General features: G+C 55.4%; 16 protein-coding genes and 1 tRNA gene. 12 read left to right on the forward strand and 5 right to left on the reverse strand.

Annotated features, from left to right (window positions below):
• Positions 1-4 precede the first annotated feature (4 nt).
• Positions 5-1,528: a histidine ammonia-lyase gene (gene hutH / locus IPM59_10105; protein MBK9215934.1), complete on the forward strand. Its 1,524-nt coding sequence runs from the start codon at positions 5-7 to the stop codon at positions 1,526-1,528.
• Between the two features lie 24 nt (positions 1,529-1,552).
• Here hutH and IPM59_10110 read toward each other — a convergent pair.
• Positions 1,553-1,629, reverse strand: a tRNA-Arg gene (locus tag IPM59_10110).
• A 48-nt stretch (positions 1,630-1,677) separates the two neighbouring features.
• Positions 1,678-2,079, reverse strand: coding sequence for a cytochrome c (locus tag IPM59_10115; GenBank protein MBK9215935.1), 402 nt, complete (start codon positions 2,077-2,079; stop codon positions 1,678-1,680).
• A gap of 86 nt (positions 2,080-2,165) precedes the next feature.
• On the opposite strand from IPM59_10115, the gene IPM59_10120 reads away from it, so the two are divergent.
• Complete coding sequence (locus IPM59_10120; protein MBK9215936.1) at positions 2,166-4,493, forward strand: penicillin acylase family protein; 2,328 nt, start codon at positions 2,166-2,168, stop codon at positions 4,491-4,493.
• Here IPM59_10120 and ruvX read toward each other — a convergent pair.
• On the reverse strand, positions 4,490-4,849 hold the full coding sequence (gene ruvX, locus IPM59_10125; GenBank protein ID MBK9215937.1) for a Holliday junction resolvase RuvX: 360 nt from the start codon (positions 4,847-4,849) through the stop codon (positions 4,490-4,492). The two genes, IPM59_10120 and ruvX, sit on opposite strands and share 4 nt — an antisense overlap.
• A gap of 207 nt (positions 4,850-5,056) precedes the next feature.
• Between ruvX and IPM59_10130 the strand changes: the two genes are divergently transcribed.
• The 3 genes from IPM59_10130 to IPM59_10140 all read left to right on the forward strand — a co-directional run bounded on the left by IPM59_10130 (position 5,057) and on the right by IPM59_10140 (position 8,028).
• A complete protein-coding gene (locus IPM59_10130; GenBank protein ID MBK9215938.1) occupies positions 5,057-6,352 on the forward strand; it encodes a PDZ domain-containing protein in 1,296 nt (431 codons plus the stop codon).
• Between the two features lie 101 nt (positions 6,353-6,453).
• A complete protein-coding gene (locus tag IPM59_10135) occupies positions 6,454-6,912 on the forward strand; it encodes a GNAT family N-acetyltransferase (protein ID MBK9215939.1) in 459 nt (152 codons plus the stop codon).
• Positions 6,913-8,028, forward strand: coding sequence for a hypothetical protein (locus tag IPM59_10140; protein MBK9215940.1), 1,116 nt, complete (start codon positions 6,913-6,915; stop codon positions 8,026-8,028).
• 99 nt (positions 8,029-8,127) lie between these two features.
• On the opposite strand, the gene ccsA is transcribed toward IPM59_10140, so the two are convergent.
• Both ccsA and IPM59_10150 read right to left on the reverse strand, forming a co-directional pair.
• Positions 8,128-9,723: a cytochrome c biogenesis protein CcsA gene (gene ccsA, locus IPM59_10145; protein ID MBK9215941.1), complete on the reverse strand. Its 1,596-nt coding sequence runs from the start codon at positions 9,721-9,723 to the stop codon at positions 8,128-8,130.
• Positions 9,724-9,725: 2 nt separating this feature from the next.
• On the reverse strand, positions 9,726-11,168 hold the full coding sequence (locus tag IPM59_10150; protein ID MBK9215942.1) for a cytochrome c biogenesis protein ResB: 1,443 nt from the start codon (positions 11,166-11,168) through the stop codon (positions 9,726-9,728).
• 210 nt (positions 11,169-11,378) lie between these two features.
• Between IPM59_10150 and cyoE the strand changes: the two genes are divergently transcribed.
• The 7 genes from cyoE to IPM59_10185 all read left to right on the forward strand — a co-directional run bounded on the left by cyoE (position 11,379) and on the right by IPM59_10185 (position 16,012).
• On the forward strand, positions 11,379-12,281 hold the full coding sequence (gene cyoE, locus IPM59_10155; GenBank protein ID MBK9215943.1) for a protoheme IX farnesyltransferase: 903 nt from the start codon (positions 11,379-11,381) through the stop codon (positions 12,279-12,281).
• Positions 12,281-12,997, forward strand: a complete 717-nt coding sequence (locus tag IPM59_10160) for a heme-copper oxidase subunit III (protein ID MBK9215944.1) — start codon at positions 12,281-12,283, stop codon at positions 12,995-12,997. Before cyoE ends, IPM59_10160 begins: the two co-directional genes overlap by 1 nt.
• The gene (locus IPM59_10165) at positions 12,997-13,443 is read left to right on the forward strand and encodes a DUF420 domain-containing protein (protein ID MBK9215945.1); all 447 of its coding nucleotides are present in this window, start codon (positions 12,997-12,999) and stop codon (positions 13,441-13,443) included. The genes IPM59_10160 and IPM59_10165 overlap by 1 nt, the downstream gene beginning before the upstream one ends.
• Before the next feature lie 570 nt (positions 13,444-14,013).
• The gene (locus IPM59_10170; protein MBK9215946.1) at positions 14,014-14,334 is read left to right on the forward strand and encodes a winged helix-turn-helix transcriptional regulator; all 321 of its coding nucleotides are present in this window, start codon (positions 14,014-14,016) and stop codon (positions 14,332-14,334) included.
• 1 nt (position 14,335) lies between these two features.
• Entirely contained in the window at positions 14,336-14,836 is a 501-nt protein-coding gene (locus IPM59_10175; GenBank protein MBK9215947.1) for an SRPBCC domain-containing protein, read from the forward strand.
• Positions 14,837-14,909: 73 nt separating this feature from the next.
• Positions 14,910-15,341, forward strand: a complete 432-nt coding sequence (locus tag IPM59_10180) for a DUF1801 domain-containing protein (protein MBK9215948.1) — start codon at positions 14,910-14,912, stop codon at positions 15,339-15,341.
• 2 nt (positions 15,342-15,343) lie between these two features.
• The gene (locus IPM59_10185) at positions 15,344-16,012 is read left to right on the forward strand and encodes a hypothetical protein (GenBank protein MBK9215949.1); all 669 of its coding nucleotides are present in this window, start codon (positions 15,344-15,346) and stop codon (positions 16,010-16,012) included.
• Positions 16,013-16,020 lie beyond the last annotated feature (8 nt).

Raw genomic sequence — 16,020 nt, forward strand, 5'->3', positions numbered from 1 at the left:
ACGAATGAACGAAATTGTTCTCGACGGCGAGAGCCTGACATTTGAACAAGTCGTGTCGGTCGCTTACGGTAAGCCGGGTGAGCCGCGTGTTGCGTTGTCTGAAAAAGCAAAACAACAGGTAAACGCTTGTGCGGCAGCGGTGCAGACTTTGCTTGACCGCGGCGAGATCGCGTATGGGATCACGACGGGCTTTGGCGCGTTTAAGGACAAGATCATCAGCCGTGAAGAGGTTGGGCAGCTCCAGCGCAACGTGGTCGTAAGCCATGCCGTTGGCGTCGGCGATCCGCTTGATACGGCGACAGTGCGCTCGGTCATGCTTATCCGGGCAAATACGCTGGCCCGCGGATTCTCAGGTATCAGGCTCGAGACGCTTGAACTGATCCTCGAATGTCTGAATCGCGGCGTTCATCCCGTGATTCCCGAAAAGGGAAGTCTCGGTGCGAGCGGCGATCTCGCGCCGTTGGCGCATTTTGCGTGCGTGCTGATCGGCGAGGGCGAGGCGGAGTTTGAGGGCGTGGCGATGTCAGGTGGTGAGGCCCTGTCCAAGGCAGGGCTGTCGCCGGTGACGCTCGCCACAAAAGAAGGCCTCGCCCTGACGAATGGCACGACCGTGATGACCGCGATCGGCATTCTCGAAACCGCGAAGGCCAGGAAGCTCGCCGAGCTTGCGGACGTCAGCGGCTGCCTGAGCCTTGAAGCGCTGAATGGGACGATCCTTGCGTTTGACGAGCGCATCCACGCCTTGCGCCCGCATCCGCGACAGATAGAGTGCGCGGCAAATTTAAGAAGAATACTCGACGGCAGCGAGTTTGTCCGCGAATTTGACCCGACAAATGTTCAGGACGCGTACACGCTGCGGTGCATGCCGCAGGTCCATGGAGCCTGCCGCGATGCAGTTCTATATACCGAATGGCTGCTAAACCTTGAGCTGAATGCCGTTACGGATAATCCGTTGATCTTTGCGGACGGTGCCGATATCGAGGTAGTAAGCGGGGGTAATTTCCACGGCGAACCGCTGGCTCTGGCATTCGATTATCTGGCGATCGCCTTGGCAGAGTTGGGCAACATTTCGGAACGCCGAATAATGCGCCTTACAGATGAGGCATCGAACTCGCATGTGCTGCCTGCATTTTTGACTGAACACGGCGGGCTAAACTCCGGATTTATGATCGTGCAATACACTGCCGCCGCCCTTTGTACGGAGAACAAGGTGCTCGCTCATCCGGCGAGCGTCGATACGATCCCGTCGTCGGCAAATGTCGAAGATCACGTGTCGATGGGAGCTACGGCTGCAGTAAAGCTGCGGCAGGTCGCCAATAATGTCGAACACGTCCTCGCTATCGAGCTTATGTGTGCGGCACAAGGGATCGACTTTCGCAAGAAGCAGATCGGAAAAGACAGATCACTCGGTCGCGGCACGCTGCCTATCTATGATGCTATACGCAGTCGCATACCTTTTGTTGAAAGGGATGAGTATATGAAGCCACACATCGATGCGGCCCTAGGAATTGTCCGTGACTGGCGGTGAGATCTCAAATCTGAGCGAAGCGAATGGTACACCCTGCAGGACTCAAACCTGCGACCTTCTGATCCGAAGTCAGACGCTCTATTCAACTGAGCTAAGGGTGCACGCTCGGATTGATTCTATTTGGTCGAACGGGGCTTTGCAAGGCTCGTCTATTTTGCCTGCAAGGTGCGGACGTGGCCGACGACGAGCTTGATCTGAGCTTCGGTTAGTTCGTCAATGAAAGCGGGCATTCCTTCATCGGGCACACCGTCAGTGATGTAGTTGGCCAGTTGCTCGTCGGTCTTGCCTTTCATTTTGGCAGAGGTGAGATCCTCAGGTTTGAGGTTCTTGCCTTTGACGGTCACTTTGCCACCCTTGCCTGTTTCCTTATGACAGATCATGCAGTGCATGGCGAAAAGTTCCTTGCCGTCGGCTACTGATGGTTGAGGCGAAGGGGCTGAAGCGACATTGACAGGTGTTTTGGCAGCGTTTGGTGCAGGCGTCGGGCCGCTGCAGGCGATCGAAAAGACGAGGCCTGCGACTAAAGAAAAACAGAACGCGAATGATCTCATTGACTCCTCCGAATTGTGGCTAGAACTTTGAAAGAGTTTAACGTATCGTCAAGTACAGAACCAACGTTCGTGTCTCACTTCAGCATATGAAATTCATCTTTACTCCGATCCTCACACTCGTACTTCTACTCGCAGGAACTCTATATTCTCAGACATCGACCACTGTTGACGGCCTTTCGGGCCCTGTGACGGTAGGGCGAGACGCCAGATCGATCCCGTATATTGAGGCCAAGACGGACGCTGACCTGTATTTTGCCCAAGGCTACGTCATGGCGGGCGACCGCCTTTGGCAGATGGACCTTATGCGTCGCGTCGGCCGCGGCGAGACGGCGGAACTCTTTGGAAAGCTCACGCTCGAAGAAGATAAACGCTGGCGCCGCTTCAATTTTGCGAAGGTTGCTGAAGAAAACCTCAAATTTCTCGGGCCTGACCTGATCGCTGCGCTCGAGAGTTATTCAGCCGGGGTTAATGCGTATATCGCGTCGCTGACACCTGAGACAATGCCCGTCGAATTCCGGCTGCTCCAATATTCTCCGCGCGAGTGGAAACCGGCAGATACGATCGTAATCGGCAAGATAATGTCTGATTCTCTAAGTTCGACTTGGCGCAACGACCTCCTGCGGGCATCGGTTCAAGGCCTGCCGCCGGAGAAGCTGGCAGACCTCACCGATCCAGTGACGCCATATGATGTCGTTCTGTTTGGCAAGGACGCCTCCGCCCCGCGTGCCCGTGCGGCACGTTCGGCGAGCCATATTTCCGACGGGTTGATAGCGATGGCTGGCCAAGACGAGCAAGTTCGACGCCGTTCGCTGGAGATGGTCGGCCTCTACGCGGAGGAACTGGCCGCAAGCAACAATTGGGTTATTTCGGGCAAGCGGACGGCAGACGGAAGGCCCATCCTCGCGAATGATCCGCATCTCGCGCCGGCAGCGCCGGGCATTTGGTACCTCATCCATCTTTCCACGCCAACAATGCGAGTCGCTGGCGTCACGCTGCCGGGCGTGCCGGGAGTCGTCCTTGGCCACAATGAACATATCGCGTGGGGAGCCACAAACGTCGGGCCTGACGTGCAGGACCTGTATATCGAGACCTTCGGCGCGGATGGCAAATATAGGACGCCCGCCGGTTGGGAAAGCGCGGTTGTCAGGACGGAGACGATCAAGGTGCGGAAGAATTTGATGTCACCTGACACAGAATCGGTGGCATACGACGTGACGGAGACTCGCAACGGCCCGATCATCCTCGAAGAAGGCGGCAAGCGGTATGCGTTGAAATGGACGGCGTTTGATCCGCATACGAATGAGTTTGAGGTGTTCTTCCGTGCAAACAAGGCCAGGAACTGGAATGAATTTATTGCGGGCCTGAGGACCTACGGCGGGGCCGCACAGAATTTCGTTTATGCCGACACGAAAGGCAACATCGGCTGGTACGCGGCGAGCAAGATCCCGATCCGACGCAAAGGTGACGGAGCTCTGCCCTATGACGGTGCGACGACCGATGGTGATTGGGTAGGATCTATTCCGTTTGAGGAGCTGCCAAATCTATACAATCCCTCAAGCGGCCTTATTGTTACCGCTAACCAGCGCATTGTGGGCACTGCCTACAAATATACCCAGATGTCGCGTGATGCAGCCTCGCCCTGGCGGGCCCGAAGGATCTTCGACGAGCTTTCGTCGATTAAGAGGGCGACCTTTGATCTCGTCCGCGATGTGCAGCATGACACGCTCAATATCCCGCTGAATAACCTGGCTAAGGCGATCGTGTCGCAAAATGCGGCCTCGGCAGAAACGCTGGCAGTGCTCAGAACATGGGACGGAAGGATGAAGGCGGACTCGCGGGGTGCGTTGTTGGCGAATGAGATCCGTTTGTGTGCCGCTGACAGGATCGCGGCGGAGAACAAATCCGTTCCCGCCTATCTGATCCGGGAGCGCGTCCTCGATCGTGCCGTGCGTGAAGGCCTGCGACGATGGCTGCCATCGGGCGTGGGAAGCTATCCTGCCCTTTTTAGGTCATGCGACTCGACCGTGCGTGCGAGCCTTTCGGACCCAAAAAGATTTGGCATGGACCCGGCCCAATGGACGTGGGGACGCGTGTGGCAGTCAAGATTTCCGCATCCGCTGGCTCAGGTCCCGCTCATCGGGATGCAGTTCGCGGGCCCGTCGGTGCCGATAGACGGCAGCGGACAGACTCCGAACGTAGGCTCTTCTGTGTCGATGCGGCACATTGTGAGTCCGGGCAATTGGGACGCGACACGCTTTGTTATTCCGTTGGGCGAGAGCGGCGATCCGACGTCATTGTTCTTTAGGGACCAGTTTGATGCATGGCGAACCGGTACGCCCACGATCTTTCCTTTTTCGACGGCGGCAGTTGAAAAGGCACGCGTCGGCTTCGTGACGCTCAAGCCAAAGGACTAGAGCCGCATTCTGTCTAGGAAATCGCCAAGTATGACCGCGGCAGCCTCGCTATCCACGGCGTCCACGGTTTCACCTCGTGCCCAGATCCGGCGACGTGCCTCGTAGGTGGTCACACGCTCATCCTGGAGGAAAACGGGCACGTCGAGCGAGAGATGCAGTTTGCGGGCAATGTCGCGGGCCTCGACAGACATGATGCTTTCGCTGCCGTCCGATCCGAGCGGCAAACCAACGACCACCGCGACCGCATCAAACTCCGCGACCGAATTCTTGATATTTGAGAGGAGTTTTTTCCAACTGGTTCGCTCGATTGCGTCAAGCGGCCGAGCGGTAACGCGAATCTCATCGCAAACAGCCATGCCGAACCGCTTCGTGCCCGGGTCGATCCCGATTATCCGTCCGGTGGCGGGAAGGCGAGAAACATCTGCAACGTCCCCGTGATTAGCTATTTCTTTTTCTTGCACCCGATCGTGTCGTTACGCGATAATCTAGTTTCTGCCGAGGGCAAACAAACGGACGTCGCCGTTCGTGGTATCCACGGTCAGTAGTATCATACGAGGTTTTTTATGTCATTTCGCGGTAAACTCTGGGTTCTTGCTATCTCCGGCCTGATCGCGATCTATGCGGTCATTGGTGGACTGCCTTTCGTCGGCAGCCTGCTCACAACATCGGCCCAGCAAACCGTCAACGACCCAAACGCCCAACTACGGATCGTTGAGTCCGTCCTCAGCCATATCAAGAATGATTATGTTGATGAACCTGATATGGAAAAGGTCCGCCTTGGTGCCCTCCGGGGGTTGGCCGGCGGCCTCGATCCGTATTCGTCATTTCTCACGGCCGAACAGGTAAAAACATTTCAGAACGGCTCTCTGTCGGGTAAGGCCGGTATCGGGGCAGAATTCTCGCAGATCAGCGGTTATCTTTACGTCATCTCCGTGATCAAGGGCGGGCCGGCGGAGAAGGCCGGTATCAAGGCCGGCGACGTAATTGAGTATATCGACGGCAAGGCGACCCGTGACATCTCGCTCTACGACGCTCGGCTGCTCGTAAATGGTGACGCAGGCAGCAGCGTCAGCCTACGCATCCTCCGCACCCGTGAGAAGCCGCAGACGATCAAGGTCGAGCGCGGCCCTTACAAGGTCCCTTCGGCCGACGTACGCACCGAGGCGGGTAAAGTTGGCGTCGTAAGGGTCTACAGCCTCGAGGATGGTGAGGCGGACGATATTCGCACTCAAGTGGCTAACCTGACCAGGCAGGGCGTGCAGAAGATCATCCTTGACCTCCGCGGCGTCGCCGCAGGGAAGCTGACTGAAGGCGTCGCTGTGGGCAACTTGTTCATCCGCGAAGGTGAACTCGCCAAAGTGATCGGCCGCGACAATAAGGTCCTGAATACCTACACGGCCGACCCGGCAAAGGCGATCTTCGACGGTTCGCTGGTAGTGTTGATCGATAGCGGCACGGCGGGTGCGGCTGAGGCGGTCGCCTCCGCCGTGCTCGAACGCAAGCGGGGCGAGGTCGTGGGCGAAAAGAGCTTTGGGGCGGGTACCGAACAGAAGTTGTTCACGCTCCGCGGCGGCGACGGGCTTTATTTGACCGTTGCCAAGTGGGCATCGCCGGGGGGAACGCCGTTTCTTGGCGAAGACCGTGCCACGACCGGTGTCAAACCGTCTGTCGAGGTAAAGCGTCCTGACACTCCGGAGCCGATCGCGGTAGAGACCATGATAGACGAGCAGAATGAGCGCGAGCCGCAGCCACAAGCCACTCCGCAACCGAGACCGGCGCCAAAAGCAGTAGAGGACCTGCAGCTCAAGAAAGCGCTCGAACTCCTTCAAGACAAGGCTGTTGGGGCCAAAGCCGGCTAGGCCGGCTTAGAACTTAAGCTCAAGGGCCGGACGAATGTCCGGCCCTTTGTTTTCATGAATGCATTGTCCTGCGGCCGCATCCCTGTTATTATCTGACGATAATGGCGATCAGCGATGTCATGATCAGGCCGCTCGACGAGGGTGACCTCGGAGAGTGGCTTAGGCTCAGGCAGCTGCTCTGGGACGAATCGACCGAGGACGACCACAAGGAAGAAATGTTCGATATCATCGAACACTCTGAAACACAGTTTGTGGCGGTGGCCGATGTCGGCGGCGGGCGGCTCGCGGGCTTTCTCGAGGCGAGCATTCGTTCGCACGTTGAGGACTGTGAGACAGAGAACGTCGGCTATCTTGAAGGCTGGTACGTCGAGGAGGCCTACCGCCATTCAGGTGTCGGGCGACAATTGGTCGCTTATGCTGAGGAGTGGGCGCGGGCGCATGGCTCGACCGAGATGGCCTCAGATGCCGAGATCGACAACGAAGTGAGCCTCCGGGCGCATCTCAGCCTCGGATATCATGAGACCTCGCGGCTCGTCCACCTTAGGAAAGTCATTGCGTAAGTGAATCGAACGAGTTCCAGCCCTTTTGCCCTTGCGGCCATTTTTCTAGTAGCTGCCTGCCTTTCAGCCGCGGCGCAATCGCGAGATGTAAACTTTCCTACGCCGGTCGTGATCAACGAGATCACGGGCATTATCGCCGCACGCGACATCGGCGACTCTCGACTGACATCTTACTACTACACATTCGACGGCGGCCAGGGTGACATCTTCATAAATCTGGTCACGAAGAACTTCGCGGGCGACGTGGATGTTTTCATTGCGGACGGCCTGCGGCCAATGACAAAGATGGTAGTCTTTGCTGACTCGTCGGAAAGCGAGACGGGACGCTTGATCTATCTCAGAAAGCCGGAAAAGCTGATACTCCGCGTCGAGGGCCGCACGCCAAACGATGATTCCGCTACATTCCGCATAAAGCTCGGCGGCAGCTTCCTTGCTTCGACCGAGAAGGCCGCGGACGACGGCCCGACGCTCGCCCGTCAGGACCCGAACGAGCCCGGCATCAAGGTAAACTCCGTCGGAACGATCGTCGCTGTCATCGCGAAACCCGAATCACCCAGAAAGATCGATCCGGTCGCCAAGGCAGAACCGCCAGCAACATCGGACGGCCCGTCGCCCACGACAAAAGCCCCTAAGCCGAAACCCGAATCGTCCGCCAAAAAGGCAACACCCGCAGCGTCGGCGGCGGGCAAGACCGCGACAAATGAACCCCTAAAGAAAGCTGAACCTCTGGCCAAGCCGCCGGTCGTCGTCGTAACGGAAGCGGTCAAACCGCTGCCGACAGCAAAAACACTGCCCAAAAAGAGACCCGCTCCGCCGGCCAATACAAATCCGCCCACGTCAACCGCCGGTAAGACCGGAAAAACTGAAAAGCCAGCAAAGAAGCCGAAGACGTCGGTCGAAGCCTCGACCGCTGTCAGGCCGCCGCCCGAGTCAAAGCCAGACCCGCTGGCCAATGTCCGGCTCGTTATAGAGCTTAAGGACGGCACTGTTCAGTGGCTTCCAATGACCGGCGTGCAGCGTTTCGGCTTCGACAAAGGAGTCCTGACTGTCGTTGGTAAGGATGGTTCAGTGACGCGTTACGCTATCCTGGATGTTGCGAAGGTGACGATGCAGTAGTATCGGAGCGGGGACACTCTTGTCCCCATCCGCGGTTCCCCCACCGATGGCCGGTCGCTCTTCAGCCTCATGGGGATGAGGGAATCACTGCTTCTTGGGCTACGCGTAGCTGTGCAGTCCTTTTAGCAGATAGCTCACGCCGAGATAAGTAAATATGACCAGCAAAAACCCAAGTATCGCAAAGTATGCCGAGCTGCGGCCCTTCCAGCCGCGGGCGATTCGGGTATGGAGAAAGGCAGCGTAGGTGAGCCAGGCGACGAGAGCGCCGGTCTCTTTTGAATCAAATCCCCACGGCCGTCCCCAACTTTCGTTTGCCCAGATCGCACCGGTGATCAGCAGCATAGCGAGGCCCGCGAACGCGAGACACGCGGTCTTGTACATCAGGCTGTCAAGCGAATCGAGGCTTGGCAGGCGTTCGACGATCTTCTCGGTGCGGAATGAGAAGAAGATCACAAAGAGCGTCGCAACCAGCGCCGTGATCAGTGCCGCGACCTCGACCGGATTTGTGTTGAGGCTCAGGAACATCTTGTCGCCGCTCATCTGGATATACGAGCGCGCCATCTGCTCGTACTGCGTCGGCGTCATCTGCTGAAGCTCCTGAACCGTGAGATTCTGCGTTTCGGCCATCGCCATTCCGGCCACGATATACTGGTTTGGGTCTGCAGCCAACTGAGCTTTCAGACGGGCCGGGACATTGTCATTCGAACGGATGCCGACGACGAGGATGGCCAACGAGACGGCCTGAGCGACGAGGCCCGCCCGCAGCAGCCAGTGGCCGATCGGCCTTGCCTTTGCATTGTTCTGATAAAGGTAAAGAAGGAATGCCACGATCGCAGCAGCCAGCAAAATGCCTGCGACGGCCAACGCCGGCCCGGCCATTGGGACCTCTAGCCGGAACGGGGCCGAGAATGGCTTCTTCATTCCTTCGCTCGGCACGAAGAGGCCGGCGCGATAGACAAATTCCGTAAAGACAGAGAACTTGCTCACCGTACCGATCACGGCGATAGCGAAGATACTCGACCAGATTGCCATGGCTTCGACCTTGACGCGGTCCTTGAGCAGGTAGATCACGGCGACGCCAAAACACACCAGAGCAACGCCGTAGCTAAGACTCGCAACACCAACGTGTATCGGCCGCCAGTATGAATCGAGAACCGGCGGCAGGTCGATGAATTCTCCTCCAATAAAACGGGCAAGGACGAGGATCAGGGCCGCCAACGGCAACGTGAATGCACTGAGTATTCTAAAACTCTTTCTCTGCGCGAAGAGAAGCGTAGCAATGCCGGCTCCGAATGCAAACGCCAGGCTCAGGTCGTAAAGATTTGCGAACGGAATATACCGAAAGACCCAGGGACTCGCCATGTTGCCGCTTTCGCGCATGATCGCGATCTCATGGTCGTAAGCTGCGTCCCACCGTACAAGCCAGCTTGAGAAATTGAAAAAAACGCCTAGCGCCGCGCCAAAGTATCCTATCTTCTCAGCCATGGCCGATGGCGCATAGAGATTGGTCAGTTGGAACAGGGCCGCGAGGATGTAGCAGGCAAGCGCGATCATCATAAGGGCACCGTCCGAGATGAATCGGTCGCCCATTTGGACGCGCATTGCCAGCATTGCGAACGAGCCGGCGATCACGAGGACCACCGGCAGCAGCGATTTGAAGGTCACGCGGTTTTCCAATCTGTCCAGTTCCTGCATAACTACCTGCCTTCGTCAGGGGGCTTTATGCCCTCAACGATCGTCTTGAACTTGTCCGTAAATCCAAAGTGGTTGCGGTTCGCTTCGCCGGCGAGGAGGATCTCGCTGGTGTCGTCGTCCGTCTTCTCGATCCTCGCCCACACACGCTTGTGCGTAAAAAAGAACACGAAGCCGAGTGCTCCGATCAGCCCAAATCCGCCAATATACCACGCTATGAATGAGGCGTTGTAGGGGTCGTACTTGATCGACAGAATGTGGGCCATCGGCGACTTTTCAAACTCTGTCAGCCGCCATTTGTAACCGGCCTTTGCCGCTGCTACCGGAGCGTTGTCCGGCAGCTTCTGATTGAATGCGAAAACGCGCGTCCGTTCGCCGCCGGTCGGCGTTACATTCAGGATCGCGACCGGATTGTTATAATCACCGCTTCGCGTGTCCGGATTGCCGTCGCTGCCCATCGTGAAATCAGGCATAAAATCGGTGAACTCGACAGTCGTCCCGTCAGCGAGCGTCGAATTCCCATTTCGATCAATCGTCACTCGCTGAACATCGCCGCCATTCTGCGGAGTAAGTTCGAGCGTTATCACGCGGGCGTGCCCGATCGGGATCGTTTGTGCCTGAAAAAAGCGGTATCCGCGATATGTGACCGGTGCGTTAAGGCTCACATCGGCGAGAAAGTCGCCATACGCCGGATCGCTGATCTTCATCTGCGTGCGCCAGTCAAGCGTGTTATTCACATCGATCCCGACCCGCTCATCGATAAGCCTCTGCTGAATATCCGTACACTCCATCGTGAAGGGAAGCTTGACGCTGAACTTTTCCTTCTTCTCGAGGTCGAATTGGATCATTTCGATCTGATCGGTCTTGGATCCCGGGATCATCCTCACGTCGGCGTCAAAGCCCGTCGTCAGGGCGACGAAATGACCAAGGAACAGTACGAGAAGAAACACGTGAACAATGTATGCACCTAACCGGTTGATACGTCCGCTCTCGCCGAAGACATATGCCGCATCGGCCTCGTTAGTGACGGTCGTCTTCATCCCTGCGGTCTTGAACTGATCCTCGACCTTTTGAATTGCCTCGTCAACGTCCATCCTGAGGCCGAGCGTTTCGTGCTCTTTACGATTCATCAGCCAGCCCTTGGTGCCCTTGACCTTTGGTTTTGCAATATAGCTCCACGCAGAAGGGAATCGGTCGATCGAGGCGAGAATGATGTTCAGCGAGAGGAAGAGAAGGGCAAAATTGAAATACCAACTGTGGTAGATATCGAATAGCCCAAGGGCACCGAATACCATCCTCTCGGCCGGCGTCAGCGAGACATAGTACGCATCAAATCCCTGCACATTCTGCTGCAGTATGATCATCCCCGCCATTGAAAGGACAACGAGGATACAGAGGGTGACTACACCGACTCGAACCGAACTTATTGAGTCGAGAACGCGATTCAAAAAAGGGGCTGTTGGCCGTGCAGCGGGTTTAGGGTCTATGGTCTGTTCAGACGCGGACATGTTACGCATTCAGAATAGCTTAGCGGTTCTGCTTTGTCACTTACGGAAAAATAAGATTTGCTAAATAGCGGTCGGCTGCCATGGTCATACGAGGATGCTTTGCAATGTAGTAAATAGACGCTATTCTGACAGTTACGGTTTCTAGCATAGATGGACAGTATTACAGCCAATCTGGACGAGCAAAAGGCGGCCACCATGCGCGACCGGATCGCGGCTTATATAGAACTCACAAAGCCTCGAATTGCCTTTTTGCTCGTGTTGACGTCGGCGGCAGGGTTTTATCTCGGTTCATTGGGAGCCTTCGATTGGGTGCTTTTCGCCAACTCGATGATCGCGATCGCGCTGCTGGCGTTTGGCGTTGCGACGCTTAACCAGTATTGGGAGCGTGACCTGGACGGGCTGATGCGACGCACTGCAGAGCGACCTTTGCCGACGAGAACGATCACGCCCGCGGAGGCATTGGTATTCGGAATTCTGCAGTGTGTGCTTGCGGAGATTTACCTACTTGTGGCTGTAAATGAGATTACCGCGCTGCTCGGGCTGGCAGTGATCGTCGGATACGTTTTCGTTTATACGCCGCTAAAGACCCGGACTAGCATCTCGACTGCCGTAGGTGCCATTCCCGGTGCTTTGCCGCCTCTGATGGGTTGGACGGCTGCTACCGGCGAGATCAGCATGATGGCATGGGCGCTGTTTGCAATGCAGTATTTATGGCAGTTCCCACACTTTCTCGCTATCGCATGGCTGTATCGCGACGAGTACGCCAAGGCCGGCATCCTTATGCTGCCTGTCGTCGAACCGGCCGGCCGCATCACGGCGCGGCAGATAATCCTCTACACGATAATGCTTGTGCCTGTCAGCCTCGCTCCGTTCTTTTTCGGTGTGTCGGGAATGGTATTTCTGATTGGAGCGGCCGCTCTCGGCGTTGCGTTCCTGGTTATCAGTATCCGGGCCGCCATCGCCCGGACGAACGCGCAAGCGAGGTTCCTCCTGCTGGCTTCTGTTATTTACCTTCCTCTGCTCTTCATACTGATGGTCGCTGACAAACGCTGATGGAGATCGGGACCGCCGACATTGTCGAAGAGATCGTTGAACCCGGAAAGCGTCGGACCTCAGGTATCGGCGGCTCAAACAAACCCGGCAACGGAAAAGGCCGCGGCCCGAACGGTCCGGGCGGCGACCGGCCCGATGACGGCGACGCGGAAGATCGCTTTGCTCCCGAAAAATCGCGTATCTTTACGGGCTTTCTGCTGCTCGTCGTCGTGATGACCTTTGGCGGCTTGATAGCGGCCTATGTGGTGATTGCCACGAATAACGTCGCCGAATGGCACCCATTCGACCTGCCAATCCAGGTGTGGCTTAGCACGGTAATAATTATTGCAAGCAGCATTACCTATCACTTCGGAAAGCTCGCGACGGAACGCAACGACCAGCCGTCGGCTAAACGCCGGTTTATCGCGACCACGGTCCTCGGCGCGGCCTTTATCTCGTCACAGATCCTGGCGTGGATTGAACTTACGCGGCGCGGCCTCTACATCTCGGGGAATCCTTATGCAGGCTTTTTCTATATCCTGACGGCCGTGCACGCCGTCCATGTGATCGGCGGCGTTGCGGCGCTCGGCTCGATACTGCTTCGCGTCTGGAATCCGACATCGATCGAGGACGAACTCCTGAGGCGCCGTTCAGTAGCTCAGGTCGTCGGCTGGTACTGGCACGTAGTCGGAGCGCTGTGGCTCGTGCTGTTCATCTTGCTCGGATTCTGGAAGTGATGGACCTGCTCCATATCTTTCCACACATCAACGCTTCGCTCAACGGCCTTAGCGGGCTGTTCCTACTGACGGGCTTTGTATTTATCCTAAAGCGGCGTATTCATCAGCACCGCTTGTGCATGTTGGCGGCGAGCGGCATCTCGGCGTTGTTCCTTATTAGCTACATAACACATCATACTTTGAGAACATACTATTTTGGTCTCGGCCCGACGAAATTTACCGGTGAAGGTCTTATCCGCCCGATCTATTTCACGATACTCACGTCACACACGATACTAGCCGCGCTTGTCGCCCCATTTGTTATCATGACGCTCCACCGAGCTTTAAGAGGCCGGTTCGATGCTCACCGGAAGCTCGCTCGGCTCGTCTATCCGATCTGGCTGTATGTATCTGTCACCGGCGTAGTCGTATATTTGATACTCTATCAACTCTATCCTTCCCGATGATCTTTTCTCGCATCGTAGCGTCTCTGCGTTGCAAGTAGCGCTGGAACAACCCAATCTTTGGCCCGAGCATCAAACTCCTTGAAATAACCGGCGATTACTGCTATTATTTCATTGTTGAAAATTCGATCACCGAATTCCGGCTTGTGCCGGAAGCGGGGGACCCATTGATCCCGAGCACTCGGGAAACGGGGGCGAATCATCGCAAGATGAAGGGATACTCTTTCGTTCCTAGCCCGGCAGCTAACCTCGTAGGTGTGGCAAAGAAGTTAAGATCCTAAGATCGGCTTCCCAGGCTGATTTTTCAACATTTGTAGCAGACATCCGGTCTTCTCAAAGAGAAAGTTCCGCTCGGCAACGAGCGGAACTTTTGCGTTTGTGGATAGCTGATATCCCGCTGACGCAACTATATCAAATTTGCTTCTTATTCCACGGGTTGAAGCTTACGGCTACGATCACACGAATACGACGCCTTTCAGAGTCCCTTCTCTCAAGACAAGAACAATTTTCGCGAAACCGTTCGGTTGCGCTTGACATATGCAACCGAGTGGTTGCATACTTCTGTTCGACGTTATGAAACGAGATGTTTTTCAGGCAATTTCCGACCCGACAAGACGGGCGATCATCGCGTTGATCGCTTTGCAGGCGATGACGCCGAATGCTATTGCTTCGCATTTTGAGACATCGCGGCAGGCGGTGTCTAAGCACCTGCGGATACTGACCGAATGCGAACTTGTAACGCAAGACAGCCGCGGCCGCGAGGTCTATTACCGTTTGGAGATCGACAAGATGAAAGAGATCGACGAATGGTTGGAGCAATATCGCAAGATCTGGGAGACGCGATACGACCAGCTTGATGAAATGTTTGCAAGATTAAAGAAAGAGGAAGAGTAACATGGGAATGGATTTTGTTGTAGATATAGAGGCGAAGACAGTCTCGATAACAAAAGAGTTTTTGGCCCGCATCGATCTGGTGTGGGACGCATATACGAAACCTGAATTGCTTGATCAATGGTGGGCGCCAAAGCCGTTTGCTTCGCGCACGAAGGTACTCAATTTCGAAGTCGGCGGACGCAGATTTTACGCAATGGTCGGCCCCGACGGAGCCGAGCGTTGGGCGGTGCAGAGATATACTTCGATCACACCAAAAACCAATTTCAAGTTCTTTAACGCCTTCGCCGACGCCGATGAGAATCTTCAACTGCCCGGCTCGGATTGGGATTTCAATTTCACCGATCAAGGCGATACGACGAAGGTCAGCGTCTCGATCTACAACGAATCGCTCGAACGCATGGAACGCATCCTGGAAAGCGGCTTTACCGAGGGAACCGAAGCGCAGTTGAAGAACTTGGAAGATCTCTTGGCGATCCTATCAGCCTCAAAGGGAGCAGCGTAAGATCTGGCCACGAATGCACGAATAGAATATCAGGAATTCGTGCATTCGCGGCTTCCTGCTTCTTGATTATTACATGAACGTAAAACAACAGATCAAAAACTACATCGCCAGCCTGCCTGAGCCAAAACGTGGCGAGATGCAAGAGCTTCACGAAATGATCTTGCGCATCAAGCCGAAGTGCAAATTATGGTTCCTCGACGGCAAGGACGACACGGGCAAGGTTGTCTCTAATCCGAATATCGGCTACGGCTCACGAGACCACAAATACGCCGATGGAACGACCAGCGAGTTTTATCAGATCGGTCTGAGCGGCAATAAAACCGGTATCTCGGTCTATATCCTCGGTATCGAAGACAAAAAATACCTCGCCGAAACCTATAGCAAAACCCTTGGCAAAGCCACCGTCACCGGCTATTGCATCAGGTTCAAGACAATCAAGGATATAAACACCGACGTGCTCGAAGCGGCAATACGATTTGGGTTTGAGAATAGGAATGAAAATTAAATATGGCGACTGAATGGTATAGATGTGAGTCGTGGACACGAGCCGAAGAGGAACACTTCTTTGCTAAGTTGGGTCGCGCAAGAAAAGGAGGGCGTGCCCAGTACCTAAGGATTCAGGCATTCCATCTAGCTGAAAGTGGAGATTTGAGGCGATTAGAGGCGGCCGAATCGCTCCTTAACAGGATCTTGACCGATTATCCAGATGATCGAACTCAAAAAAGTATGACTCTGAGTCAACTTGGGGCAATTTACCGAATTCGTGGGAACAACGGTAGAGCATTAGATTACTTCAAGCAGGCGGTCGATTTCGAGAAAGAATTTCCCAACGTCATCACAGGTGCTCGACTGAGTTTTGCTGAAATCGTTGTTGAAGACGGCCGGAGCGAATTGTACGACGATGTAGAGGAGCTTCTCGTTACTGAGATCGAGAAAGGCGGATTCTTCTTTCCGGAACAACGGTACGTCAGTTCGTCAATTCTTTCCGTCATCTACGGTTCGAAAGGTGACCAAAAAAAGGCGAGGGCTTATGCCGACATCGCAGAAAGTAACGCAACAGCCACGACCAATGCTCTTTGGAATCCTCGAAAGAATAAATTAGGGCTGGTCGAGGTAAGAAACGACTGGTTGGACCGGAAAGTGAGGCAAGCTCTTAGCTTCGCTAAAAAACAGTGACAACTACT

It is taken from the genome of Chloracidobacterium sp. (assembly GCA_016715795.1).
In the GTDB taxonomy this organism is placed as follows: Bacteria; Acidobacteriota; Blastocatellia; order Pyrinomonadales; family Pyrinomonadaceae; genus OLB17.

What these genes read in the sequence shown, in the direction of transcription:
- ruvX (MBK9215937.1), bottom strand. Translation starts at nt 4,849, where the DNA reads ATGGCTGTTTGCGATGAGATTCGCGTTACCGCTCGGCCGCTTGACGCA.
- IPM59_10120 (MBK9215936.1), top strand. Translation starts at nt 2,166, where the DNA reads ATGAAATTCATCTTTACTCCGATCCTCACACTCGTACTTCTACTCGCA.
- IPM59_10175 (MBK9215947.1), top strand. Translation starts at nt 14,336, where the DNA reads ATGGGAATGGATTTTGTTGTAGATATAGAGGCGAAGACAGTCTCGATA.
- IPM59_10115 (MBK9215935.1), bottom strand. Translation starts at nt 2,079, where the DNA reads ATGAGATCATTCGCGTTCTGTTTTTCTTTAGTCGCAGGCCTCGTCTTT.
- hutH (MBK9215934.1), top strand. Translation starts at nt 5, where the DNA reads ATGAACGAAATTGTTCTCGACGGCGAGAGCCTGACATTTGAACAAGTC.
- IPM59_10130 (MBK9215938.1), top strand. Translation starts at nt 5,057, where the DNA reads ATGTCATTTCGCGGTAAACTCTGGGTTCTTGCTATCTCCGGCCTGATC.
- IPM59_10160 (MBK9215944.1), top strand. Translation starts at nt 12,281, where the DNA reads ATGGAGATCGGGACCGCCGACATTGTCGAAGAGATCGTTGAACCCGGA.
- IPM59_10135 (MBK9215939.1), top strand. Translation starts at nt 6,454, where the DNA reads ATGGCGATCAGCGATGTCATGATCAGGCCGCTCGACGAGGGTGACCTC.
- IPM59_10180 (MBK9215948.1), top strand. Translation starts at nt 14,910, where the DNA reads ATGAACGTAAAACAACAGATCAAAAACTACATCGCCAGCCTGCCTGAG.
- IPM59_10165 (MBK9215945.1), top strand. Translation starts at nt 12,997, where the DNA reads ATGGACCTGCTCCATATCTTTCCACACATCAACGCTTCGCTCAACGGC.
- IPM59_10185 (MBK9215949.1), top strand. Translation starts at nt 15,344, where the DNA reads ATGGCGACTGAATGGTATAGATGTGAGTCGTGGACACGAGCCGAAGAG.
- ccsA (MBK9215941.1), bottom strand. Translation starts at nt 9,723, where the DNA reads ATGCAGGAACTGGACAGATTGGAAAACCGCGTGACCTTCAAATCGCTG.
- cyoE (MBK9215943.1), top strand. Translation starts at nt 11,379, where the DNA reads ATGGACAGTATTACAGCCAATCTGGACGAGCAAAAGGCGGCCACCATG.
- IPM59_10170 (MBK9215946.1), top strand. Translation starts at nt 14,014, where the DNA reads ATGAAACGAGATGTTTTTCAGGCAATTTCCGACCCGACAAGACGGGCG.